Genomic DNA, 26,015 nt, shown 5'->3' with positions numbered 1-26,015 from the left:
AGGCCACATTGTAGTAAGCATATACTTAATGAAGGATTGAAAAATGACAACTGATCTACTTGCTCCGTTTAAACTAAATAATACGATAGAGCTTAAAAACCGCGTACTTATGGCACCATTAACACGTTGTATGGCTGACGATAATTTAGTGCCAACACAAGATATGGTTGAATATTATGCTCGCCGTGCCGAAACCGGTTTAATTATTAGTGAAGCAACTATTATTCGTCCAGACGCGCAAGGTTACCCAAATACCCCGGGCTTATTTACCAGTGAGCAAGTTCAAGGTTGGAAAAAAGTAACTGACGCTGTGCACGCTAATGGCGGCAAAATGTTTGCACAACTTTGGCATGTTGGTCGTGTTGCACATCCTCATTTTTTTGATGGTGATGTACTTGCGCCATCGGCAATTGGTGTTGAAGGCTCTGTACCACGTATGCGCGAGCTTACCTACATCACACCAAAAGCAGCCACAACTGATGATATTAAAAGTCTAGTTGCTGATTTTGCAAAAGCCGCTGAAAACGCTATTGAAGCGGGTTTTGATGGGGTAGAGATTCACGGTGCTAATGGTTATTTAGTGGACCAATTTTTACATTACGCTGCAAATACACGCAGCGACGAATATGGTCAAACGCCTGAAAACATGTCGCGTTTTGCACTAGAAGTAACCGATGCGGTTATTGCTGCTGTAGGCAGTGATCGTACTGCACTTAGATTAACACCGGGTGCTTACTTTAATATGAGCGAAGATAGCCGCGATAAAGCGGTATTTGATTACTTATTAACAGAACTTGAAAGCAGAGAATTAGCGTACTTACACGGCGGTATTTTTGACGATAGCATGCGCTTTGACTCGCTTGAAGGCAAAAGCATCTCTGAATTTTTACGTGCAGGCTACAAAGGTACATTAGTAGGTGTGGGTAGTTATAGTTTTGAGTCAGCAAAAGAGGCTATTAACGATGCTAAGTTTGACTTAATCGCTATTGGTCGCCCACTTATTGCAAACCCAGATTACATTAGCAAAATTGCAAACGGTGAAGAGTTAGTACCATACAGCGATGAAATGCTTGCACAATTGAAATAAATTACTATTTGTAATAAGTTCTAGAAAATAATTAAGACACCCAAAGTTAAACCTTTGGGTGTCTTTTTTTGTACATATTCCCGCCATAAATCTTCCATATTTGTTTAATTTTTATGTAAATAAAGTTCATCCTCGTTGTCATATTTAAAATTCATACTGTCCGCGTTTTCATATTTCATAATTAAAATCAAACGGGACAACAATGTACGCTTTAAAAAACAAATCGCTTTTGAGCATGGCAATTGCCATGGCTGTATCAACATCTAGTTATGCTAACGACAACACCATAGAAGAAGTAACCGTGGTTGCTAAACCAACGAGCTACGCTAATAATGTTATTGAGCCTGCAATGCTTGAGCAACAAAGTTCGGTATCGAGCATATTATCGGTTATTGATAATTTACCGGGTATTAGCATAAATGAAGGTGATGCATTTGGTGGCGACGATTGGTCTACTACAATCACCATGCGTGGTTTTAGTATTGATGGAAACCAACAACAATTAGGTATGACCGTTGATGGCATTCCCAATGGTGGCTCTAATTATGGCGGTGGTGCTAAAGCTAACCGTTACCTAGATAGCGAAAACCTTGCAACGGTTGAAGTAGGTCAAGGTACGTCTGATATTAAGTCGGCTTCACTTGAAGCACTAGGCGGGACATTTAACTTTGTAAGTAAAGACCCAAGCCTTGAAAAAGGCACTACCTTTGCTTATACATCAGGCAGCCACGATGCCACGCGTTATTACTTTAAACACGAAACAGGCACTGTTTTTAATAACACACAAGCGTACGTAAGTTACTCGCAAACAGATACAAGCCGCTGGATTGGCTCAGGCAGTAATGGGGGTAAAGACAATCAACATGCTGAGGTTAAGTTTGTATCTAATTTTGACGACTTAACACTTACCGGGCGTTTATCTTACGACGATGTAAGCGAGACGAATTATAACAGCGTAAGCCTTGAGCAGTTTGAACAAACACCCGATTGGGATCAGCTAACATGGAATTGGACAGGAGTTCCGCATTTTGACCAAATGTTTGCAGAAGGTTGGGGAACGCTTCGTGAAAATACCTTAGGCTATTTAAAATTTGAATACGCGATTTCGCCAACTTCATTATTAACCGTTAGTCCTTATTATCATAAAAATTCAGGTCGCGGCGATTGGATCCCACCTTATTTAACAACGCCTGTTGATGAAAATGGCGAACCAACAACACAGGGCGGCACTAATGCAGGCTCTTATGGTTTTGCTGATAGTGAGGGCAACCCGCTTGCACCAAATGCCGATTGTACGCAAAGTTTGAGCTGGCCATGGGAGTCGGGTCCTGGTTTAAATCCTGCGTGTTACGATGCAACAGCAACGCCGGTTATGTCTTACCGCCATACGCATTACAACAAAGATCGCTTAGGTGTAACGGCAAATTACCAAGCTACATTTGGTGATCACGATATAGAAGCGGGCTTTTGGTATGAGCAAAGCGAGCGTGACGAGTCGCGTGATTGGCACAAAGTAATTGATGCGCGTATTTATCATCACTTTGATAGCACGCCTTACTGGACACAATACAAAAACACCTTTGATACCGATACATTCAAATGGTACCTACAAGACTCGATTAATTTTGGTGACTTAACGTTAAATATTGGTGCAAAACAGTATTTAGTTGAATTACAAAAGTACGACCACTTTGCTAACGAAAGATCAGATAAAGTAGATAGCGACTCAGACGTGTTATTTAGCGGGGGTGTATTGTATCAGCTAAATAACAGCACAGAATTATTTGCCAGTTACAGCGAGAATTTTTCAGCAATAAAAGACGGTGTACTTGAGCGAGATAGCTCAACACTTACAAACATAGAGCCAGAAACTGCCGACAACATCGACTTTGGTGTACGTTACCAAGCCGACAGATTAACCCTTACAGCAACGGCTTACAGTGTTAAGTTTGATAACCGCATTACCTTTATTGCGCCTGGTAGTGGCACAGACGGCATTGATTACACGATTGGCACAAATGGCTCGTACGTAAATGTAGGGGGTATTGACTCAAATGGGCTCGAGCTTGCAGCAAGCTATATGTTAACACCAAGCTGGAGCGTGTACTCGTCGTATACTAATAGCAGTTCTGAGTATTCATCCGATGATCCAAATGCATACGATTCACAGGGTGTAATATTAAAAGATGAAAGTGGTAATGAGGTCGCACCAAGCTTTAGAAAAGGCGACAGCATAATAGATTCATCAGAGGATTTGTTTGTGGTATCTACCGATTACTTTAGCGATGGCTTTCGTGTTGGTTTATCGGCTAAATACACCGGCGAGCGTTTAGGTGCATGGCAAGACGAAGACACTCGCACGCGTAATAAAGTAGACGGCTACACCGTACTTGATTTTAATGCAGGTTATTCAACTGACGTAGATGCAGGCCCGTTTAAAGCCATTGACGTATCGTTTGTTGTTTATAATGTTACTGACAAAAGCTACTTAGCAGGTGGTACCGGTAACGGCTCTACTTATTACATTGGTGCGCCTCGCACTGCGGCAGTTACATTGACCGCTGACTTTTAATTAGGTTTTAGTAATTGAATTAAAATATAGCCCATCATTGATGGGCTTTATTATATGAAAGGGCGCAAACGCGATGAAAACAATTATAAAAGTAACACTATTTAGCTTAAGTGTATTAGCGAGCAGCTTTGCAACAGCAGCGCAAAATGTAGTGCTGGTAACGCTTGACGGGGTACGCTGGCAAGAAGTATTTAATGGGGCTGATAATAGCTTAATTAATAATACTGATTTTGTTAAAAAGCCTGAGCAATTAAAGACCCAATTTTGGGCAAAAACAGCAAATGAGCGCCAGCAATTACTTATGCCTTTTTTAACGCAAGTAGTGGCTAAAAAAGGGATTATAATTGGCGATAGAGCTAACGGCTTTACTATGTCGGTAAGTAACCCGTGGTATTTTTCATACCCTGGTTACAACGAAATACTCACCGGTGAAGTTGACGAAAGTATAAATAGTAACAACAAAGTGCTCAACCCAAATAAAACTATTTTAGAGCGTTTAGATAAGTTACCTGAGTTTAAAGGTAGCACAGCCTTATTTGGTAGTTGGGATGTATTCCCATACATTGTAAATACTAAGCGCAGTAACGTGTATGTAAATGCAGGTTTTATGTCAATTGAAGAGAATTTATTCACCGATGCGCCGCTGTTAAATGCGCTACAAAGTGAAATCCCCAGTCCTTGGTATAACGTACGACTAGACAGTTTTACATATCGCTTTGCTAAAGCGTATATGTTGGCTAAAAAGCCTAAGTTGTTGGTGATAAGTTTAGGCGAAACCGATGACTTTGCGCATGATGGTCATTACGAACAATACCTTAAATCGGCAAGGCAAAGTGACGCTTTTATAAAAGACTTATGGGCAACTATTCAAACTACAGCGGGTTATAAAAATAACACCACACTAATTATTACTACTGATCACGGCCGTGGCAATAATGCCAATGATTGGCAACATCACAGCTCTAAACGTGCACTTGCTGAGCTAGAGTTAGGTGAAAATACCTACCCAGAAGGAATTGTCGGCTCTGAACATATTTGGCTTGCAGCCATCGGCCCCGCAATAAAAGGACGGGGCTTAATTAAAACTGAAAATGAGCTTAAACAAGTACAAATAGCAGCGACCGTTTTAAAGGCTCTTGGGCAGAATCCAAATGAAATAAATTCAAATATGGCGCCAGCTATTAGCGAGATTTTAAAATGAAGAACCTATTAAAACCATTAACCCTATCTGCCTTGGCGCTGAGTTTGGTTATTAGCGCAAGTGTTACTGCCGCGCCATCTAAAATCCTGTTTGGTTCGTGTGGGCATCAAGATAAAAACATACCCATATTTAATACAATTAACAAAGAGCAGGGGGATTTGTTTATATTTTTGGGTGACAATATTTACGGCGATACCAACGATATGGATATACTTGCCGATAAATACCAACGTTTAGGGGCAAAGGCGGGTTTTAAAATCTTGAAAGCGCAAACGCCTATCATTGCCATGTGGGATGACCACGATTATGGCCAAAACGATGCAGGTAAAGAGTATCCGCATAAAGAGCAATCACGCCAAATTATGCTTAATTTTTGGGATGAACCTGCAAACTCAGCACGTCGCACTCGTCCTGATGGAATTTATACCTCGTACATGTATGGGGAAAATGAGCAAACCATACAAATAATAATGCCTGATTTACGTTGGAACCGTGATGCGCTAAACCATGTAAGCGAGCTTGAATACGACACTAAGCGTAAGTTAAATAACCAAGGCCCATATAGTCCTAGTGAAGTAAAGGGCGCATCAATGCTAGGTGAAGCCCAGTGGCAATGGCTTGAACAAGAGCTTAAAAAGCCTGCTGCAATAAAATTGATTGCCTCAAGCTTACAGCTTTTACCCGATTTTACAGGTTGGGAGTCATGGGCAAACTTTCCTGAAGATAGAAACCGTTTATTTGCATTGATTAAAAAGCATAAGGTAAATGGGGTAGTGATCATCAGCGGCGATACGCACTGGGGTGAAATATCAAAGTATCAGCAAAACCTTGATTACCCATTAATTGAGATGACCAGCTCTGGCTTAACTGAAAAGTGGAAAGATGTAAGCCCTAACAAACACCGAGTAGGGAATTTTACTCATAACGTAAATTATGGTGATTTAAGCATAGACTGGCAGCAAATTGACCCCACTATTTCACTTAAATTAAAAGGCATTGATGGCGAAGTAATAATGCAAAGTGACTTTAGTTTATCAAGTATTAGCCCTTATAAATAAACTCACTACTACGCAGAGTATATAAAATAGATGCTGTGCGTATAAAATCTGTAAGTTAGTTCTTAACTCTCTGATTTATTAAAGCCAATTACCCGTTTGCGCTACCCCTAATATTGAAAATATCTTACACTGGTTTTATCTCAAGCAAGGTCAGTGTTATATGCTAAATATTATTCAATCAAACCGGATGGAAGCCCTGCAAGCGCAGTTCCACCAGCTGTTAAAAGTAAACCCATTGCAAAGCCCGTTCGACAAAGAAGTAGTGCTAGTGCAATCGCCGGGTATGTCGCAGTGGTTAAAAATAGGTTTGAGCGAAAACTTAGGGGTTGCAGCGCAGGTAGATTTTCCGCTGCCGTCGAGCTTTATTTGGCAGTTGTATCAGCAATTACTGCCAAATGTCCCTAAAGAGTCGGCATTTAATAAGCCCAACCTTGCTTGGAAGCTGTTCGCAATTTTACCAACCTGTATTGACGAGCCATTATATTTGCCGCTAAAAACCTATTTAGAAGGCGATATCGACGGGCAAAAAACCTTTGCGCTGTGCGAAAAAATAGCCGATGTGTACGACCAATATTTAATGTACCGACCGCACTGGATAGCCACATGGGATAGTGGCAAAGATGAGCTTGATGACGTAGATGTAACCATTGCCCCATGGCAACCTGACTTATGGCGACGCATTGTAAAGCTAAGTCAGGATCTTGGGCAAAGCCAATTTCATCGCGCTAACATGCAAGGGCAGCTACTTGCAGCCCTTGAGACGATGGATAATAGCTTACTGCCACAACGCATTAGCTTATTTGGTATATCGGCGATTGCCAGTTCCCAGCTAGAGGTGTTTGAAGCGCTGAGTAAAAAAACTGAGGTTATATTATTCTTTTTTAACCCGAGTGAGCATTACTGGGGCGATATTATAGATGAAAAAACAGCAGCTAAAATAAGCGCTAAATACGCCAAAATGCCGCTGGTGGAAGCGCAACAAAAAAAACAAACCAACCCAGATGAAGAATACTACTTTATAGGTAATCCGTTGTTATCGTCGTGGGGTAAATTAGGTCGCGACTATTTTGAACAACTTGTACAGTTAGATGCCCGTTGGATTGATGGTTTTATTGATGTGTTTGACGACACCTTACTAGGGCAAGTACAAAGCGAGATTTATCAGCTTGCGTTTAAAGGCGAATCACTGACCGATAACAAAGAGTGGTTTATAAATGACGAAGGTAAATTACCAATCAGCGCAACCGACACCAGTATTACGCTCAGCGATTGCCATACACCGCTCAGAGAAGTTGAGCGCTTGCACGACTACTTACTTAACTTGTTTAATCAAAACCCAACGCTTACCCCCAAAGACATAATTGTCATGATGCCCGATGTAGGCACTTACAGCCCTTATATTGAAGCCGTATTTGGCGGGGCACAAGGCAGCCGCTTTATTCCTTACGCATTGGCCGATTTAGCCATAGAGCAAGAAAAGCCTGTCCTTAGTTCATTTGCGAGTTTAGCTAACTTACCGTTTTCGCGCTTTGGTGTGTCGGATATTCTCGATTTATTACAAGTGACGCAAATAGCCGAAAAATTTGGGCTTGAAGCACACGAATACGAGCAAATTCAATACTGGCTTGAACGTGTTGGGGTTAAATGGGGTATAAACGCAGCGCATAAAAGAAGCTTTGATTTACCCGCTATCGATTTAAATACCTGGCAACATGGGCTTAACCGTTTACTGCTTGGTATTGCTATGCGCGACGAACAATGCCCGTTTAACGGTATTTACAGCGCTGACGAAGTAGAAGGCATGGCGCTTGATACACTCAATAAGCTCGTGCACTTTATTGATGTACTGCAAAGCTTTAAAGAGCAGCTAACGCCTGATGACACGCTCACTAATAAAGCGCATATTTTAAGCGAGCTATTAAACGCCATATACGAAAGTGAAAGTGACGACAGCTGGGATTTATTAGTACTTCAAAACGTGCTCGAAGAGTTACAAAAGCACCACGACAACGGCGATTACAGCAAGGCGGTTTCGCAGCGTATTGTAAGTTATTTAATTAAGCAAGGCATTCAAGAAAAAGGTGTAGGGCAGCGGTTTTTGGTCGGGCAAGTAAACTTTTGTACGCTTATGCCCATGCGCGCCGTACCATTTAAAGTGGTATGTATGCTTGGCTTAAACGATGCCGACTATCCGCGTAACGTACAGCCTATTGGTTTTGACTTGGTGCCGTATTCTAAAAAGCAAAAAGGTGACCGATCACGTAAATTAGATGACCGTTATTTATTTTTAGAGGCGCTATTGAGTGCCCGCGACAACTTATACATGAGTTACATTGGTCGCTCGTGTTTTGATAACCAACCGCGCATGCCATCAACCCTTGTAAGCGAGCTTTTAGAATACATAGGGCGCAGCTTTGTATTAAGCGAAGAAAGCGAAAAAACACTGCCCGCATGTTTAATCAACCAGCAGCATTTACAGCCCTTTAATAGCCATTATTATTTAGCCGATGAGCAAGCCAATAGCGCGCTGAGCAACCACAGTTACAATCCAATTTGGCTACCAAGTGAATCAATTAAACCACAACCGGTTACTGCGCTTGATGTTGTTGTGCCAGAGCAGCTAGATCTTGATGTGTTTATTAGAAGTGTGTGCAGCGCACAAGAGAGCTTTTATCAACAAACATTAGGTTTACGCCTGCCACAATTTAACGAAGTAGCAAAAGACGAAGAGCCATTTAGTTTAGATGCGCTGCGCCGTTATTTTTACCTTGATGAAATACTTAAAGCCAATATAAACGAGCAACCACTGAGTACCGAGCAAATACTGCAGCGAGGTGAGTTACCTCAAGCCAATGTCGGCAGCCTCATATTTGAGAGTATGGAGCACCGAGTTGACGCGCTTGCAGGGCAAGTAAAAGAGCACATTAAAGGCGGAAAAAGTGAGCCAATAGAAGTTTTGCTTACCATTGAAGGCACTAAAATAGAGGGATGGCTCAATCATGTTTATTTGCAAAAACAAGTGTTTTATCGCAGCGCGAGTATTAAAGCGAAAGATTTAATTAAAGGCTTTATTTATCACCTTGCAGCGCAAAGTATGGAGCATCACGTAGAAACATTGTTACTTGGGCTTGATAAGCAAATTACCTTTGCGCCCATAAGCAAAGCCGATGCCGATGCACTATTAGCCGATTGGTTTGAGTTATACAAAGCGCTGCGCGCAGAGCCTGTGCCGTTTTTTCCGGTAAGTGGTTATGAGTACGTTAAAAGCGGCGGCGATATAACAAAAGCAATGAGCAAATTTAGCCCGCAATACATAGGGCGAGGCGAGGGCGAAAATCCGTATATTCGCTTAACGGTGCAATCGCTAAACGACTGCCAAGAAGAATTTATAAAATGGAGTGATAAATTGCTCACACCTTTATTTGAACATGCAAAGGAGAGTGACCATGCAAGCACTTAATCCTCTTACTATGCCGCTCATTGGTCAAAGTTTAATAGAAGCCAGTGCGGGTACCGGCAAAACTTATACAATTACGGGGCTGTATTTACGTTACTTACTAGGCATGCAAATAGAAGGTGAGTTAAATACGCCGCTCAGTGTTGAGCAAATTTTGGTAGTAACCTTTACCGACGCTGCCACCCAAGAAATTAAAGACCGCGTACGCAGCCGAATTATTGCTGCACGCGACGCATTGCTTGGGCAAGACCCAAATGACGAACTCATTGAAGGCGTAATTGCCAAAATTGATGATAAGCACCGCGCGTTTGATTTACTCGATGCAGCTGCTAAATCAATGGACGAAGCCGCTATTTTTACCATTCATGGCTTTTGTCAGCGAATGCTAAAACAACATGCGTTTGAGTCGGGTGTGGCGTTTAATCTCGAATTTATTTTAGATGAGCGCGACATATTACTCGAAACCATTAAAGATTTTTGGCGCGCATTTGTATACCCACTAAACAAAGAACGCACCGATGCTATTTTAGATGTATTTGCCGCACCAGAGGCTTTATTCGCTCAAGTGGCGAGCATTTTAAATAAAGCCAATGCGCACATTACACCACAAATAAAATTAGACGATGTGTGGAAAGCCCGCGACGAGTACATAACCTGTGTACCCGCATTTAAAAAAGCGGTATTAGAGCAAGAGTTTATAGGTGCTATTAAAGGCTCGGGTTTAAGCGGGTCTAAAACGCCAGCACGAAAAGGCAGCCTTAGTGCGCTTGAGACATTTTGTTTAGGCGGCGATTTGTTTTTTGAATTTGGCACTAGCAAGTATTCGTTTGAAGTGTGGAGTACAGAAAACCTAAGCGATGCAGGCAATTATAAAAAAAATCAGCCATTATTTGTGCATCCATTACTGAGTCAGTTTGACGAGCTTGCCGCACTTAATAACACCATAAACCAAGGGCTCAAAATAGCGGTTGTACAACATGCAGCACGCTGGGTAAAAGCCGCAATAGTTAAGCGTAAACAAGAGCAAAGCGTTATCACCCCAGATGACTTATTGACTAATTTACACAGTGCGCTTAATAACGAGCAAGGCGACGTACTGGCGCAAAAAATTGCGCAGTTGTTTCCGGTTGCCATGATTGATGAATTCCAAGATACCGATCCGATTCAGTACGGTATTTTTAGTAAAATTTATGGGCAACAAAATACCACGCTTGCCATGATAGGCGACCCCAAACAGGCTATTTATGGCTTTAGGGGCGCGGATATTTTTACGTATATTGGCGCAAAAGAGGCAGTGCAGATTGATCAGCAATTTACGCTGGGTACTAACTTTCGCTCAAGCACCGATATAGTAAATAGCGTTAATAGTTTATTTGGCAAACACGCTAACAGCTTTATTTATAACGACGCTATACCCTTTAACGCAGTAGCTGCTAAAGGCAAAAAAGCGGATGACTCTTTTTTAATTGATGGCAAACCCGCTACCGCATTCGAATTTAATGTATTTGTAGATGAAGCCGCCGATGAAAAGAACAAACCAACTAACAAAGGTGTAGGGCAAGCGCATTTAGCCACTCACTTTGCTAATAAAATAGTGACCCTGCTTGAAAAAGCTAAACAGGGGGACGCGTGCATTGGCAGTAACCCTGTAAGCGCTGCCGATATTTGTATATTAGTGCGCGACCGTGTTGAAGCACAAATAATGAAAAAAGCGCTTAGCGAAGCCAAAATTTCCAGCGTGTACTTATCGCGCGAGAGCGTTTTTAGCCAAGAGCTTAGCCATCACCTACTTAACTTTTTAACGGCGCTGCATGGTCAATATGACGAGTCACTGCTGCGCGGTGTTTTAGCTGGTCCATTATTTTGTTTAAGTTATAACGAAATACACGCACTTGCCGATGATGAAAATAAATGGCAAGACTACTTAAACTTTTTTGCACAACTTAGCCACATTTGGAACAAGCAAGGCGCTATGGCAATGCTTGAGCGCTTAATGAGCCATAACCAGCTTAGCGCTAAATGGCAAGGATTGGGATATAACGTTGAGCGTTGGCTGACGGACTTTAGGCATTTGGGCGAAATACTTCAGCAAAAACAAATAGAGCTTGAAGGCACGCTGCGTTTACTGCGATGGTTTGCACAAAAGGTAAGCCAACAAGATGGCGAAACAGTACAAGTGCGCCTAGAAAGTGACGCCAACTTAGTAAAAATTGTCACTATGCATGCCTCAAAGGGGCTTGAATACCCACTGGTATTTATGCCGTTTGCTAGTGGCTATCGCGAAACAAAAGAAGCGCTTTATCACAATAACGGCAAGCTAGTTTACGATTTAAGTAAAGACGAAGATGCACTGCAAAAAGCAGAGCAAGAGCGCTTAGCTGAAGATTTACGCCTGCTGTATGTAGCACTTACTCGCGCTGTGCATTTTTGTGCGCTTGGTGTTTATAACATTGGGCAAGGGCAAAGTAGCCGCTTAGCAATGCAAAGTAGTGCACTAGGGCATGTTTTATTTGCAGGGCTTGAGCTTGCCAGTAGCCAAACATGGCGCACGCATTTAAGTGAGTTTTGCGACGCTAATAGCGCGATGAGCTATCAGCAATTTACCTCGCAAACGTTATTAGAGCAAGGCACGCTTTGTTTTAGTAATAGTGAAATTGCGCAGCAAACATTAAGTGTCAATAGAGTAACGGCAAATATTGAGCGTAACTGGCGAGCAACCAGCTTTAGTGCGTTAAGCTTTAAAAAGCATAGCGACCAATTAGCCCCAGGGCGAAGTGATGAAGATCACGAAAAAGACGAGTTTGCAGTGCAAGAGGATGAACTGCCATCACCTTATAGTTTTCCTAAAGGGCCAAAGCCGGGTAGCTGTTTACACGAAATATTTGAACAAATAGATTTTATTAGCCCAATAGTTCACCCAACTAATTCCGAGCAAAACTTATCTGAGGTAGTTAAGCGCAGCCTTGAAAAATACCACATAGGTGAGCAATGGCGAGAAGTGGCTGAAAAATGGGTGCTTGATGTTCTTGCGTGCCCCCTAGATAAAAGCTCTCTAGAAAACAGCCTTCTTTCATTAGGTGTGCTTACACCAAGCGACTGCCTAGTCGAAATGGAGTTTAATTTACCACTTGAGAGCTTAAGCGCACCTAAGCTAAACGAAATGCTGGTTAAACATTTTGGCTTTACGCAAAGTAAGCTTGAATTTTCACAAGTAAAAGGCTTGTTAAAAGGCTTTGTCGATTTAATATTTTGCTACCAAGGCAAATATTATATTTTAGATTATAAGTCTAATTACTTAGGCAGTACGCCAGCTGATTACGAAGGCGATATGCTTGAGCAAGCAATGAGCAGTCATCAGTATCATTTACAGTATTTAATCTACACGGTAGCGCTGCATCGTTTATTAAAACAACGTATAGCTGATTACTCGATAGAAACCCATTTAGGCGGCGTGTATTACACGTTTTTACGTGGAATGCCGACAGGGCAGGGCGTGTACTTTAAAAAGCTAACTGAAGAACAAGTGATTATTTTAGATGGCTTATTTAGCCAAGGAGCCATGCTATGAGCGATTTAAATGAGCAACCTGGCTTGTTTGACGATATAGACGAGACACTTAATAATGAAGCCGCAGAGCCTCTTACTTCAAAAAATGTAGCACAAGATGCCCCATTAGAGGACATTGTGTTAAATAATACGATTATCGAAGTCCCGCTACTTGAGTATTTATTAGTGCAAAATCGACTGCGTGTAGTTGATGTTAAACTCGCAGAATTACTGTGTGCTAATGACATTGAGAAAACTCACAATGAACTGTTTTATATTATTTTATTGCTGTGCTTATCGCAGCAAAGCCAACATAGCTGCCTAACCTTAAATGAAGTTGATTGGAATAATCCTTTTAACTTGCGCAAAAGCGACTTTAATAAACTCGATGGAAATGTACCCAGTGCGCTAAGCCCGTTTAGTGATAATTTTAATGTACACACAGCGCTTAGTTATTTGCAAAACCATGAAAGCGTAGGCGAGAGTAAACCACTACAATTATTTAACGAGCGACTTTATTTTGCGCGCCTTGCCGGTTATGAGCAAACACTCGCGGATAGATTATTAAGCATGAGCGAGCGAAAGCTCAATATTAATAATGAAGTATTGGCTGAACTTTTAAATACCTATTTTCCTGCTGATTCAACAATTGAGACTGATTGGCAAAAAGTGGCGTGTGCGATTGCGGCCACCAAAGGCTTTAGTGTGATCACGGGTGGCCCAGGTACAGGTAAAACTACCACAGTGACTAAGTTGCTGGCTATTTTGCAGTCACTTTATGAAACAGCACCCCTTAGTATTAAGCTGGTGGCCCCTACAGGTAAAGCCGCTGCACGTTTAAGTGAATCTATTTTAGGTGCCAAAAATAAGCTCACAACGATCCCTGATGATATAAAAACGCTGATCCCGCAAAGCGCTCAAACTATTCATCGCTTATTGGGTGTAAAACCGTTTACTAATAAATTTAGGCATAACAAAAGCAATCCGCTGCATTTAGATGTACTAATTATTGATGAAGCCAGTATGGTCGATTTATCGCTGATGGCTAAATTAATAGAAGCACTGCCCGCGCACGCGCGATTAATACTCCTAGGTGACAAAGATCAGCTTGCCTCGGTAGATACCGGCAGCGTAATGAGCGATTTATGCCAAGGTTTAACACTTGGGCAAACGCCAAGCTACTCGCAAGCACGTTGTGATGAGCTAAATAGCTTATGTTTTAATAATGAGCCTAAGCTCGTAGCGCAAAGCGTGAGTGAATTTAAACTCGCAGATTGCATTGCCTTTTTACAACACAGTTATCGATTTGATGCACAAAGCGGCATTGGTCAACTCGCACTTGCGGTAAACACCAATAACACCGGTATTTTAAATTACGTAGAGCAAGAAAGTAGTGAAGGGCGCTTTAACGATGTAATTTTAGATTACGACTTTGTAGCAAAACCAATTGAAAAGCTCGTTAAAAGTGCAGGAAGTCATTATGCAAAGTACCTTAACTTAATGGCTCAAGGTGCAAGTGTTGCACAGGTGCATGCTGCTTTTGCTAGTTATCAGCTTTTAGCTGCGGTACGAGAGGGCGATTACGGCGTGCATAGCTTAAATCAACGAATAGAGCGCGTGTTGCAACAGCAAGGTTTAATTACCGTAAGTCCTAATACTCACCACTACACGGGTATGCCTATTATGGTGAGCCAAAACGATTATCAACTTAAGTTATTTAACGGTGATATTGGTATTTTAATGCCCGATGAAAGTAATCAACTCAAAGCCATATTTATTGATGAGCAAGGTAATCAACGAGCATTTTCGCCAGCACGACTCCCTGCGCACGATAAAGTCTATGTAATGACTATTCATAAATCACAAGGTTCAGAGTTTAGCTACACAGCCATGGTACTGCCACCGCTAAAACAAGCGCGCATGGGTATCAACAGGCAATTAGTGTATACGGGAATAACCCGTGCTAAAAACACCTTTGAGCTGGTGGCTGATAAAAAAGTGCTGCAATTAGCAATGAATAAAAGCGTATCGAGAGCGTCTGGATTGTATGAAAGATTAAAGTTTGAGAATTAAAGGTTCTGCTGGGACATAGAAGTTATTTTATTGATGTATCCAAATATTTGCAGATACCAGTGTTTATGTATTGGCTATTTTAAAACTTTCTGAATCTAGTAATTAAAGCTCTTATTATTTATCGCGTTATAAATAATATCTTCTATAATAAAATTAATTTCATTTCATATCGAATGTATTAGTAGGGATATTAATGTTTTTTTCTAAAAATAAACAAAACGAAATAGCTTCTCTAAAAGCTGAACTTTACCCATTACAACAAGTATGGGAAGGGCTTTACCGAGAGATGTTAGTACTAAACATTCTTTATGATGGCCGAATTTCGCACGCCAATGATAAGTTTTTAGAAAACCTAGGCTACAGTGAAGATGATCTAACTAATAATTCTTTTGACGATTTTATTACAGATTCGTCTCGTCAATCTTCAGAATTTAAAAGCCTACAGCAAGCTATTAAAAAAGAAGGGCATTGGGGCGGTGCATTGCAAGTTATGCGCAGCGATGGTAAAGCTGAATGGTTACGTTTAATAGTACATCCAGTAAAAGGGGAGCAAGATCAGTTGCTCTATTTTTCTATATTCGGAAGTGTACTTACAAAAACAATTACGGCTTCTCGCGAGCAAAGCGATACTATTAAAGCGATATATCGCTCTATGGCGGTAATTGAATTTGATTTAGAGGGCCATGTCTTAAAAGCAAATGATCAGTTTTTAGCTGCAATGGGTTATCAAGAAAGTGAAATACTAGGTAAACATCACCGTACGTTTTGTGAGGCTTCAGAGTATAACTCCCAAGAGTATCTGCAATTTTGGGCTAAATTAAGAGAAGGTAAGTTTATTGCTGAGCGTTTTAAGCGTGTAGATAAACATGGCAACATTGTTTGGCTAGAAGCGTCATATAACCCAATCTCAAATGACGCGAATGAGCTTTATAAAGTGATGAAGTTTGCAACTGTTATCACTGATCAAGTAAATCAAGAAATTGCGATATCACAAGCTGCCGAAATTGCTTATAGCACCTCAACCCAAACTGATAAAAAAGCAGAGCAAGGCGCGAGCGTTATACAAGATACAGTCGCAGTAATGACTGAGCTGGCTATTAACATGGAGCAAGCTGCAAATGAAATTTCAGCGCTTGATCAGCAGTCGCAACAAATATCGAGTATTGTACAAAGCATTAGTAGTATTGCTGAGCAAACAAATTTATTAGCATTAAATGCCGCAATTGAAGCGGCAAGAGCTGGCGAGCAGGGGCGAGGCTTTGCTGTGGTTGCAGATGAAGTGCGATTGCTTGCATCGCGTACCTCAAAAGCAACAGAAGAAATTGTAGAAGTTGTACAGCGCAACCAATCACAAACCCAAAATACGGTGGCTGTAATAGAAAAAGGTAAAGAGAAGGCAGAGCAAGGCTTGGCGTTATCTAAAGAATCTGGTGAAGTGATGCAAGAGATCCAACAAGGTGCACAAGAAGTTGTAAATGCGATTGGGCAATTTACCAGTGAACTTAAAGCTAACGGTTAGATTAGCTTCGTCCTTATTCTAAAGCGGGCACTTTCAATGGTATCCGCTTTAATCTTACTACCCTCAATATACCCCTTGAAACCCATCTAATAATTTCAAATATAACAACTATACGTCTATTAACTCATTAATCAGTATGAAATAAGTTTCTTCTCTTCCCTAAATGATAATAAGTTGTTGCATTTTTGTTCGTTGTTCCTAATACTAGAGTCTGTTGATCTTTCAAGGTTAAATTTGCAGCAGTCTGTTTGGTATTTAGGCAAGGCAGAGCCTAAGTAGTGTGGTTGTTCCCCATAAATAGGCGATAACGTAGCATTAATGCCAAACAGACGCTGCCCAAAGGGTACTTCCTAGAGGCTATTTACTCTTTGTTGCTCGGGTTTTACTTATTCTTACATGGATGTAAGCCAGTAGAGTAACGCAGGAGCAGTTACCGAGCCCACTAGGTTACAAATCTCGCGCCGTGATTAAATAGCCTCTAGTTTGAACAAATTTTAATCCGCAAAGAACAACAGACCCTAGTGAACACCTAAGCTGACAAGCTTATGTAAACCAACATGAATACCTTAAATGATAATAAAATATTAAGTACACAACATTAAGGAATTGTATGAACAACACAAAGCGCACACACAAATTAATTAAGCCAAGCCACCTAATTGGTGCGGGGTTAGCTATGTTAATGAGCTTTTCTGCAGCGAGTAAAGACTACAAAATTATATTAATTCATGGGTTACAAACTTCGCAAATAACAAATAAGTCGGGTAGTGATGTAATCAATGATGGTGAAACATATTGGCAATCGTACTGGAATAATCGTGCAGATGAGCGAATTGATTGGCCTGCTTATGAACGTATTGAAGGTAAAATTGCTACCGATTGGGTGTGGCCAAAGCTAAAGCAAATTTCACGCTCTAATTTATGCAGTGATGGCTGTGTATTTGTAACACATTCAACAGGAGACTTAGTTGCACGCCATATTATTGATAATCAAGAAAACTGGTTAGAAAACGAAGGCTTAGAGCCGCTTAATATTGTTGCTACGTTTGATTTAGCAGGCGCGGGTGGTGGAAGTGAGCTGGCTGACGTAGCTGTTAGTGCTTTAACTGGCGCATCATGGAACTTTGCGGTCGATGCTGCACTCAAATGGTGGCTAGGAAGTGATGTAACCGAAGCTGTTGGTGTATTACACGATTTAAAAGTAAACAATGCACGTAAAATTTCACCATTCCCAGATGCACGTACGCCACGTTTACGCTTTGTTGCCGATGGAAATGCATATTTGGGTTTAACGGGTGGTTTTTTAAAAGGCAATGATGATTCGGTTGTTGCATCGCACTCTTCATGTGGTGCCAGTTCGGCTGGCTCGTTTGGAAGTTGTAGCAGCAGTATTGATACAAATGGCCATTTAAAATCGCAAGGTGATGCAGTAAGTAGCTTTATGCCAAACCATTATCCAATGATGATGAGTGACAGTTATAGCCATAACGAAATACATAACGCGCAGCGAAAAGGTAATGTAACAATAGCCATGAATAACGTAAATGTGGAAGGTGACACTGTAGGTTTTAATACGTTTGATAAAACTACAGGTAGTTGGTTTTGGAAAAAACAATATCGTTATATTAAGGATTCAAATAATTTAAGCGCATCAGCACTTATTTATAATGTGATTCCATAACATACAAGGCGTGTAGTTAAAAACTATACGCCTTATAAAAGATTGAAATATAAAAATGAAAAAATTTTATGTCGTTGCTTTAATTATTAGCACTATTTTATTCTCGCTATGGTTTACAGGTAAAAATGATGCTCATAAAGTTGCTGAGCCAATAACACCTCAGGTTAAACACAGTGCGAGCGTAGCTGATTTATCGCCAGTAAAAGTGATCCCTATAGATGTACCTACAGCAAAAAAAACACAATCAAAAAAACAAATCGCGTTTAATGAAGACTTAACAAAAGCAGCGCAGCAAGTGGTTATGCAATATGAAAGTGCACTTAAATTTCCTCCTTATTCTCAGCCATTGAGTCCATTAGATGAAGATCGATTAAAGCCAAATCAATTCTACCCGGTATCGAGCCCTATTGATGAAAGTGGCGATGCTTTAACGTTAAGTCTTAAGCAATATCGTTTTGTATACCCAGAAGAAATAACAATAAAGATAAGCGCTCAAGGGCTTGGAAAAGTGGTCGTTGAGCTTGCAAATACAGATACAAAAGAAGTGTTAAATACCCATACAGGCAATGCGCGTGACGGTGAAGCAATTATAACATTTGAAGAGGATGAAGATTACCCTCGTAGCTTACAAGTGTTTGTAGAGGGTGATGTTGCCGGTAAAAAAGTTCCCGTAGTTGCACAAATTCAATATATGCCGCCTAGTGCAACTTTAACAGGTTTTGAAACTGCTTATGCACAAAACGAAAACATGATTTTGCCAGCTAACATAGCGGTAGTAAAAAGTGGTTTGTATCGTGTTAGGGCTAATTTATACAGTGGCGATACACCACTTGCTCATTTAGTATCTAAAGAGCGGTTAGCACAAGGAAGCCAAACACTTAATTTGAAAGCCCACTGGTCGGTATTACCACAAGGCATTACAGATATGCGCTTAAGCGACTTTGTTATTGAGAGAATGTCGCCAAGCCCAGGTGAGCGAAACAGCTTTGGGAATAGTGAAATAAGTCATTTTGATATTAACGATTTTTCGTACGATAGCTTGCAGCAATTACCATATCAGGCTAATGCACAAGAAAAGTTAAGTTTGGAATTTTTACAAGGCTTAGCTGAGAGTTAAAAATAGAACGCAATGCTGAATTGGTAAATTTAAGGGGGTTGTACATAAATACAACCCCCTTAAATTTGTTAGCTTAGATTTATAGTAACTACACTTGGCGCTTCTTGTTCATCAAGCTCATTAGCAACAGGCACTTTAGGAATATCTGGTTTATCAAGGGCTATATCGCCACCATCAATTACTTCACCTGTTTGTAAGTTTTTAAAATCAAACAAGTCGGCGTCAGCTAAATGTGAAGGCACTATGTTTTGCATTGCTGTAAAAATGCTTTCAATACGACCTGGGTGCTCCGCATCCCATTTAGCGAGCATTGTTTTTGTATGTTTACGCTGTAAGTTTTCTTGCGAGCCACATAGGTTACACGGAATGATAGGGTAACCTTGTACAAATGCGTATTGGCTTATGTCGCTTTCTTTACAGTATGCAAGTGGGCGAATAACCATATGCTCGCCGTTATCACTCATTAATTTAGCCGGCATACTTTTTAGCTTTCCGCCGTAAAACATATTTAAAAACAATGTTTCAATCATGTCGTCACGGTGATGCCCAAGGGCTATTTTAGTAGCGCCTAGCTCTTTTGCTGTGCGGTATAAAATACCACGACGTAAGCGTGAGCAAAGTGAACACGTTGTTTTACCTTCAGGGATAATATCGGTAACAATACTGTAAGTATCTTCTTCTACAATTTTGTATTCAACATTTAATTTATCAAGATACTGGGGTAAAACATGCTCAGGAAAATCAGGTTGTTTTTGATCAAGATTTACAACAACTAGGTCAAACTTTATAGGTGCTACACGTTTTAAATGTTGAAGCATTTCAAGCATTGTGTAGCTGTCTTTGCCGCCAGAAAGACATACCATTATACGGTCACCCTCTTCAATCATATTGAAGTCCATAACGGCTTGACCAGTTTGGCGACGTAAACGCTTTTGCAGCTTATTTAAGTTAAATTGAGCTTTAGCTTGATCTGAGTGTGACAATTACGCCCCCTAGTAAAACAATACAGCAAAGTTATTTGCTAAAAATAAAGGGGCGTATTATACCCAAACCACCTGAATATGCGAGTTTAGGATGTAATTAAAATTGATTTAAACATGCCTTATTAACACGTAAAAATAACTCGCTTATAACTTGCACATAAAGCTTAAAATTAATCCTTTGCCATAGGGCTCACGTAACCATCGGGTTTGAGTGCCAGTACATCACAGTCTAGGCTATCAATTACATGCTCTGCTGTATTACCTACAAGAGCGGCACTTAAGCCCGTGCGGCCTACAGTACCAATAACAACTAATTCGCTATTTAACCGCTTCGCTACATCAGGGATTACATCCTCTGGCAGGCCTTCTTCAATAAAACATTGCTCTGGGTTTAAATTAAACTCTGCAGCAAGTGCATTGGTTGATTCATGATGATGCTTTTTAACTGATTCGTTATAAAGTCCTGGGTTAAACTCAGGAATTTCGATGGCAATATTAATAGGAGTTGCAGGGTAGGCATTAACTAAATTAAGTTTTGCGTTGGCAAGTTCACATAAATATTGTGCGTCTTTAATAACGCGTTTATTAAGTGCTACATGTTCTTCGTTTTCACTAACCGCATTTACAGCAGCTAAAATATTACCGTTTGCTGGCCATGCCATTTCTTTTACAAATAATACCGGGGCTGGGCATTTGCGTACTAAGTGCCAATCGGTCGGGGTAAAAATAACTGATTTAAGTGCACCATGTTGATGTGTGCCTTTAATTACTAAATCGTACTTTTCATCAATGACAGTATCGATTATGGCTTCGTAAGGACGATTATGCCAAACCACTTGGGTTTCAATATTTATATCTTTGTAAGGGGACACTAAATCGTTTAGCCATAGCTGGCGATCTTTTAGTACGGCATCGCGCATTGCTTCGCGTTCATCGCCAGATAGCATAGTTGTCATTTCGTAAGAGAAGTCGTAAACCGTCATAAAGGCGGTAATACTTGCGCCAGATTTTTTAGCTAAATCTATTGAACGTGCTAAACCGTGTTGATCATCTTTGGTGGGGTCAATAACCGCAATAATGCGTTTAATAGTGTTCATATGCTACTCCATTTACATAACGGGTGTACATTTAGTGTAACGTAAATATAAAACAGTTAAAGGGGTAGCATATAAATTGTTGTTCTAAATCAAACTATTTAATTTGACGAGGTTTTACTATTGCTGCAGTTTTAGCTAACGCATCATTATCTAAAATAGTAATAAATTTACCTTCTACTTTAATTAAGTCAGCTTTTTGAAAACGACTTAATAAACGACTAATCGTTTCTACAGTTAGGCCTAGGTAGTTGCCTATTTCACCGCGAGTCATTGTAAATCTAAATTCTTTACGTGAAAAACCACGCTCGCCAAAGCGCTCAGATAAGTTATAAATAAAACTAGCTAGGCGCTCTTCTGCTGATTTTTTATTAAGTAATAACAGCATTTCTTGATCGTATGTAATTTCGCTGCTCATTAAACGCATTATTTGTTGGCGAAGTTTTGGTAATTTACCAGCAAGTTCATCAAGCGTGTCAAATGGAATTTCGCATACCATTGACGTTTCCAGTGCTTGCGAAAAGCTTTGATGCGCCATTTTACTTATAGCGTCAAAACCCACTAAGTCGCCTGCTAAATGAAAACCAGTAATTTGCTCATCGCCTTGCTCTGATAATGTGTATGATTTAAATGAGCCAGAGCGTACCGCATAAATAGCTTGCAGCGGTGCGCCTGATTCAAATAGATAGTCGCCTTTATGCAGTGGTTTTTTTCGCTCAATAATTTCGTCAAGCTTATCCATTTCTTGGCCATTAAGTGAAAATGGCAAACACAATTGACTAATACTGCAGTTATTACAGCTAATAGCACAATTACCTTTAGCGCGACTTTGAGAGAAATCCATAATTTAATCCGTTTAAATTTTTATACACACGACTGCAAAATAACCATAAAAGGTTAATACTGCGAAGAGATTAATGTACCAGCTTGTCAGTTGCAATAATCAATAAGTAGATACCATACCAAATTATAACACTGCCTAATACAATACGAGTCCATGGATGGTTAATAATAGTATTTAGTTTTTGTGCAGTAACGCCTAACGTAATCATTGCCGGAAAAGTACCCAAAGCAAAACAAAGCATCACTAAAGCACCATCTAAAGCACTTGGGCTAGTCATTGCCCATGTAAGCGCTGAATAAACAAGTCCGCATGGCAGCCATCCCCACAAAGCACCGTAACCTAGGGCTTTAAAAGGGGAGTTAATAGGCATTAAATATTTGTTGAGCTTAACAATATGCTGCCACACTAAGGTTTTACCAACCTTTTCAAGCCATTGCAAAGTGGGCCCTAAGCGCATTATATACACGCCAACGAGGAGCATAAAAATAGCAGCAATGAATGAAAGGGCTAAAGAAAAAGACGTATTTTGCCGTGCAAATTGGCTACTAATTCCTGCAACAAGCGCACCTGCTGCCATGTAGCTCAGTGCACGGCCAATATTATAAGCAAATGAATAGGTAAATGTTTTACGTTTATCACTTGCCAGTTGTAATGAGCTTGCTATACCACCGCACATAGCAATGCAATGTCCGCTACCTATTAGACCCATTAAGAATGCGCTGGTATAAAGAGGGTCAATCATTACTTTTGTTATGTTGCTCTTTGTCGTCTTCAAACAAAATGCTGTGACCTTGCTTGTTTAAATCCGAAAACTGCTCGCTTTTCACTGCCCAAAAGAAAACACCAATAGCAATAATGACGAATAAAATGGCGATAGGGATCAAAATGTAAATTATGCTCATAACTTTAATAGCCTTAGTGAATTACTAATCACAATAATTGAGCTGGCAGACATGCCAATAACAGCCATCCAAGGAGCAACTAAGCCCAACGCTGCCAGTGGTAATATTGAAGCATTATACAATAAAGACAGCGCAAGATTTTGCTTAATAATACGTCTGGTTTGTTTTGCTACATTAAGTAAGTGACCAATGGAGGCTAAATCGCTATTAAGAAGCACTACATCGGCGCTATTTTTTGATATGTCTGCACCGGTTTCCATAGCAATAGATAAGTGCGCACTAGCAAATACCGGGCTGTCGTTTACACCATCACCTACCATTGCAACGACTTCATTTTGTGAAGACCATTGCTCAACGGCGGTTTGTTTATCTTGTGGAGAACATCCAAATTGCACACTTTCAAGTTTAAGTTGCTTTGATACTTTTTGCCCAGCATCTGACGCGTCACCGGTTAACATGTGACACGTTAAGTTTTGCGATTGAAGTGAGTCTATAAGCTTTTTAGCATCGCTTTTTACTTTATCAACAAAGTAAAAGCGTGCAACAACTTGCTTATTTATATACAAGCTCGCTTGTGCATTCGATTTTTTGCTATTAAACCAACCACTTTTACCAATTGCGTAATGATTAGTTGCATCTTGTGCGCTAATTCCCAGCCCTGGGTGTACTTCAACGTTATTAAGACTGCGGTGAGCTGGCGTAAACTCATCAAATGCACTGGCGATAGGGTGCTCAGAATAACGCTCTAGCATGGCTGCCATATCTAGCACTTGAGCTTTTGTATACTGTTTATCGATTATATCTACTTCATCAAGGCTAAATTTACCTTGCGTAAGTGTGCCTGTTTTATCAAATGCAAATAAAGTAATTTGTGAGAGCGTTTCGAGCACATGCGCTTGTTTTATTAATACGCCTTTGCGGGTAAGCGTTGCCACTGCACATGTGAGCGCGGTAGGTATGGCTAAACTCAGGGCACACGGGCAGGTAGCAACTAAAACCGAAATAGTGATCCAAAATGCGTGTTCAGGATCAATTTGGTACCAACCAATAGCAGTAAGCGAAGCAAATATGAGTAAACACGCAATAAACCACTGTGCTACTTTATCAGTAATTTCAACCAGCTTAGGCCGCTTAGTGAGTGCGTTGTGTTGTAGGCGTATAATTTGATTTAAAAGTGTATTTTGGCCAATTTTATTGATTTTTATTTCAATAACGCCGTCGTGGTTAACGCAACCGGCATAAACATTGTGACCAATAAATTTAGTTACGGGTTTATGTTCACCGGTCATCATAGACTCATCAACCGTGGTTTTACCTTTAATAAGTTCGCCATCGGCAGGAATTGTCTCACCCGCTTTAATAAGTACGATGTCATTAAGTTTTAGTTTTTTTGCTGCAATTATAAGCTCTTCGCCACTTTCGTTAATGGTACGCGCTGTTAATGGCAGTAGTTTTTGTAAGTTGGCAGTAAATTCGCTCGCTTTTAAACGCGCTCTAAATTCAAGATATTTACCTAATAACAGTAAAAAGGTAAACATACACACAGATTCAAAATAGACCTCGCCCACTTGCATAAATGTGGCGTAACAACTTGCACCGAATGCGCCAAAAATAGCCAGTGATACGGGTAAATCCATATTGAGATGTTTTGCTTTTAAGCCATTTATAGCATTGGTCAGAAAGGGCAGTGCGCTGTATAAAACAACGGGAGATGCAAGTATTAAACTTATCCATCTAAAATACTGTTCAAAATTGCTATCCATACCCGAGAACATGCCAAAGTACATGGCAAATGCAAACATCATAACTTGCATGGTCATTAAACCAGCAACACCTAAGCGGCGAATATAGGCTTTGGCAGTTTGTTGTTTTTGCTGAGCTTCAACATCTGATTGAAACGGGTATGCTTTGTAGCCAATTTTAGCTAGGGAAGTAATAACTTCACTCAATGGAGTGTTGGTTTTATCCCATAGGATCATCGCGCGGTTGGTGGATGTATTTACATCAACCCGTTTTACAGTATTTAAGTTTAAAAGTTGTTTTTCGATAAGCCATGCACAAGCAGCGCAGGTTATACCTTCAACGCTCAGTAATACCTCTGAGATATTATCGTTAGTAGCTATAAATTCGTCTTGAATATCTTCGTTGTCATAACTTTTTATAAATGCGAGTTGCTCAGGTACTAGCTGTTCTACTTTACCGGCACGTACGGTGCGGTATTTGTAGTAATCGGTCATACCTTGGTCAACAATATTTTGTGCAACAGCTTGGCAGCCAATGCAACACATTGGCTGAGCTATATCGTCAATTATAACGTTTGCGTTAAATCCGTTTGGCACACTTTCAAGGCAATGAAAGCAAGAGTTAGACATAGTTATTACTACTTATAATTAGGAGTAACTAAAACGGTTTGTTCAGTTGGTAACGTTATATTTTCTTTCATTTTCCAACTGCCATCTATTGGCTCAATAAATACTGAGTAGGCGCCTTGTGTATACTCATTAAGTAATGCAGTAAATTCCTGATTGGCATTAGGAGTAAGTGTTGCTTCAAAGTCATGCGCTTTAATGGTGCGATGATAAAACGAGAGCTTTAATACATGCACGTTACTGCTGTCGCCTTTTGTAAACTTAAAGCTTACACGGTCGTTGGTTACATTTAATTCGCCATGTAAATAAAGTGCCTTTGCTTTTTCAAACTTAGTCAGTTCTAAGTTTATTGCTTTACCTTTTTTATAGTAGTCGTCAACAACCATGTCTGGGCCGTTACCTATTGCTGTAATAAATAAGCTAATACAGCCAATAATGGCAACTAACGGAAAAAAGATTAAAAACCAAGGCCAAAAATTTTTATACCACGGAGTAGGTTGCATAGTGTCTCT

General features: G+C 40.3%; 17 protein-coding genes. 10 read left to right on the top strand and 7 right to left on the bottom strand.

Annotation, left to right across the window (positions count from 1 at the left end; all coding sequences use genetic code 11):
• The first annotated feature begins 43 nt into the window (after nucleotides 1–43).
• The 10 genes from GQR52_RS13975 to GQR52_RS13930 all read left to right on the top strand — a co-directional run bounded on the left by GQR52_RS13975 (nucleotide 44) and on the right by GQR52_RS13930 (nucleotide 19,311).
• Nucleotides 44–1,087, top strand: a complete 1,044-nt coding sequence (locus tag GQR52_RS13975) for an alkene reductase (protein ID WP_165728843.1) — start codon at nucleotides 44–46, stop codon at nucleotides 1,085–1,087.
• 202 nt (nucleotides 1,088–1,289) lie between these two features.
• Entirely contained in the window at nucleotides 1,290–3,659 is a 2,370-nt protein-coding gene (locus tag GQR52_RS13970) for a TonB-dependent receptor (protein WP_165728842.1), read from the top strand.
• A gap of 73 nt (nucleotides 3,660–3,732) precedes the next feature.
• Nucleotides 3,733–4,860: an alkaline phosphatase family protein gene (locus GQR52_RS13965; RefSeq protein ID WP_165728841.1), complete on the top strand. Its 1,128-nt coding sequence runs from the start codon at nucleotides 3,733–3,735 to the stop codon at nucleotides 4,858–4,860.
• The gene (locus GQR52_RS13960; RefSeq protein WP_165728840.1) at nucleotides 4,857–5,918 is read left to right on the top strand and encodes an alkaline phosphatase D family protein; all 1,062 of its coding nucleotides are present in this window, start codon (nucleotides 4,857–4,859) and stop codon (nucleotides 5,916–5,918) included. The genes GQR52_RS13965 and GQR52_RS13960 overlap by 4 nt, the downstream gene beginning before the upstream one ends.
• A 160-nt stretch (nucleotides 5,919–6,078) precedes the next feature.
• Nucleotides 6,079–9,378 carry an exodeoxyribonuclease V subunit gamma gene (recC, locus tag GQR52_RS13955; RefSeq protein ID WP_165728839.1) on the top strand — a complete coding sequence of 1,100 codons (3,300 nt, stop codon included), beginning with the start codon at nucleotides 6,079–6,081 and terminating at the stop codon, nucleotides 9,376–9,378.
• Nucleotides 9,365–12,943, top strand: a complete 3,579-nt coding sequence (recB, locus tag GQR52_RS13950; protein ID WP_165728838.1) for an exodeoxyribonuclease V subunit beta — start codon at nucleotides 9,365–9,367, stop codon at nucleotides 12,941–12,943. Before recC ends, recB begins: the two co-directional genes overlap by 14 nt.
• Nucleotides 12,940–14,994, top strand: a complete 2,055-nt coding sequence (gene recD, locus GQR52_RS13945) for an exodeoxyribonuclease V subunit alpha (protein ID WP_165728837.1) — start codon at nucleotides 12,940–12,942, stop codon at nucleotides 14,992–14,994. The genes recB and recD overlap by 4 nt, the downstream gene beginning before the upstream one ends.
• A 193-nt stretch (nucleotides 14,995–15,187) precedes the next feature.
• Entirely contained in the window at nucleotides 15,188–16,513 is a 1,326-nt protein-coding gene (locus tag GQR52_RS13940; RefSeq protein WP_007585625.1) for a PAS domain-containing methyl-accepting chemotaxis protein, read from the top strand.
• Between the two features lie 610 nt (nucleotides 16,514–17,123).
• The gene (locus GQR52_RS13935) at nucleotides 17,124–18,194 is read left to right on the top strand and encodes a hypothetical protein (RefSeq protein WP_007585627.1); all 1,071 of its coding nucleotides are present in this window, start codon (nucleotides 17,124–17,126) and stop codon (nucleotides 18,192–18,194) included.
• 55 nt (nucleotides 18,195–18,249) lie between these two features.
• Nucleotides 18,250–19,311 carry a hypothetical protein gene (locus GQR52_RS13930; protein ID WP_165728836.1) on the top strand — a complete coding sequence of 354 codons (1,062 nt, stop codon included), beginning with the start codon at nucleotides 18,250–18,252 and terminating at the stop codon, nucleotides 19,309–19,311.
• A 68-nt stretch (nucleotides 19,312–19,379) separates the two neighbouring features.
• Here GQR52_RS13930 and ttcA read toward each other — a convergent pair whose 3' ends face one another.
• The 7 genes from ttcA to GQR52_RS13895 form a co-directional block, all read right to left on the bottom strand.
• Complete coding sequence (gene ttcA, locus GQR52_RS13925; RefSeq protein ID WP_007585631.1) at nucleotides 19,380–20,294, bottom strand: tRNA 2-thiocytidine(32) synthetase TtcA; 915 nt, start codon at nucleotides 20,292–20,294, stop codon at nucleotides 19,380–19,382.
• 170 nt (nucleotides 20,295–20,464) lie between these two features.
• On the bottom strand, nucleotides 20,465–21,391 hold the full coding sequence (gene uspE, locus GQR52_RS13920; RefSeq protein WP_007585634.1) for a universal stress protein UspE: 927 nt from the start codon (nucleotides 21,389–21,391) through the stop codon (nucleotides 20,465–20,467).
• Between the two features lie 94 nt (nucleotides 21,392–21,485).
• On the bottom strand, nucleotides 21,486–22,232 hold the full coding sequence (locus tag GQR52_RS13915) for an FNR family transcription factor (protein ID WP_165728835.1): 747 nt from the start codon (nucleotides 22,230–22,232) through the stop codon (nucleotides 21,486–21,488).
• A gap of 70 nt (nucleotides 22,233–22,302) precedes the next feature.
• Nucleotides 22,303–22,974, bottom strand: coding sequence for a sulfite exporter TauE/SafE family protein (locus tag GQR52_RS13910; RefSeq protein ID WP_165728834.1), 672 nt, complete (start codon nucleotides 22,972–22,974; stop codon nucleotides 22,303–22,305).
• Nucleotides 22,967–23,134, bottom strand: coding sequence for a cbb3-type cytochrome oxidase assembly protein CcoS (gene ccoS, locus GQR52_RS13905; RefSeq protein WP_002963071.1), 168 nt, complete (start codon nucleotides 23,132–23,134; stop codon nucleotides 22,967–22,969). The genes GQR52_RS13910 and ccoS overlap by 8 nt, the downstream gene beginning before the upstream one ends.
• The gene (locus GQR52_RS13900; protein WP_165728833.1) at nucleotides 23,131–25,506 is read right to left on the bottom strand and encodes a heavy metal translocating P-type ATPase; all 2,376 of its coding nucleotides are present in this window, start codon (nucleotides 25,504–25,506) and stop codon (nucleotides 23,131–23,133) included. Before GQR52_RS13900 ends, ccoS begins: the two co-directional genes overlap by 4 nt.
• A gap of 8 nt (nucleotides 25,507–25,514) precedes the next feature.
• Nucleotides 25,515–26,006 carry a FixH family protein gene (locus GQR52_RS13895; protein WP_101216175.1) on the bottom strand — a complete coding sequence of 164 codons (492 nt, stop codon included), beginning with the start codon at nucleotides 26,004–26,006 and terminating at the stop codon, nucleotides 25,515–25,517.
• Nucleotides 26,007–26,015: the final 9 nt, after the last annotated feature.

The sequence above is a fragment of the Pseudoalteromonas sp. 31A1 genome, from assembly GCF_011378815.1.
GTDB lineage: Bacteria > Pseudomonadota > Gammaproteobacteria > Enterobacterales > Alteromonadaceae > Pseudoalteromonas > Pseudoalteromonas arctica.
Note: the sequence above shows the minus strand (reverse complement) of the source record. Positions and strands in the feature narration are given on the sequence as shown.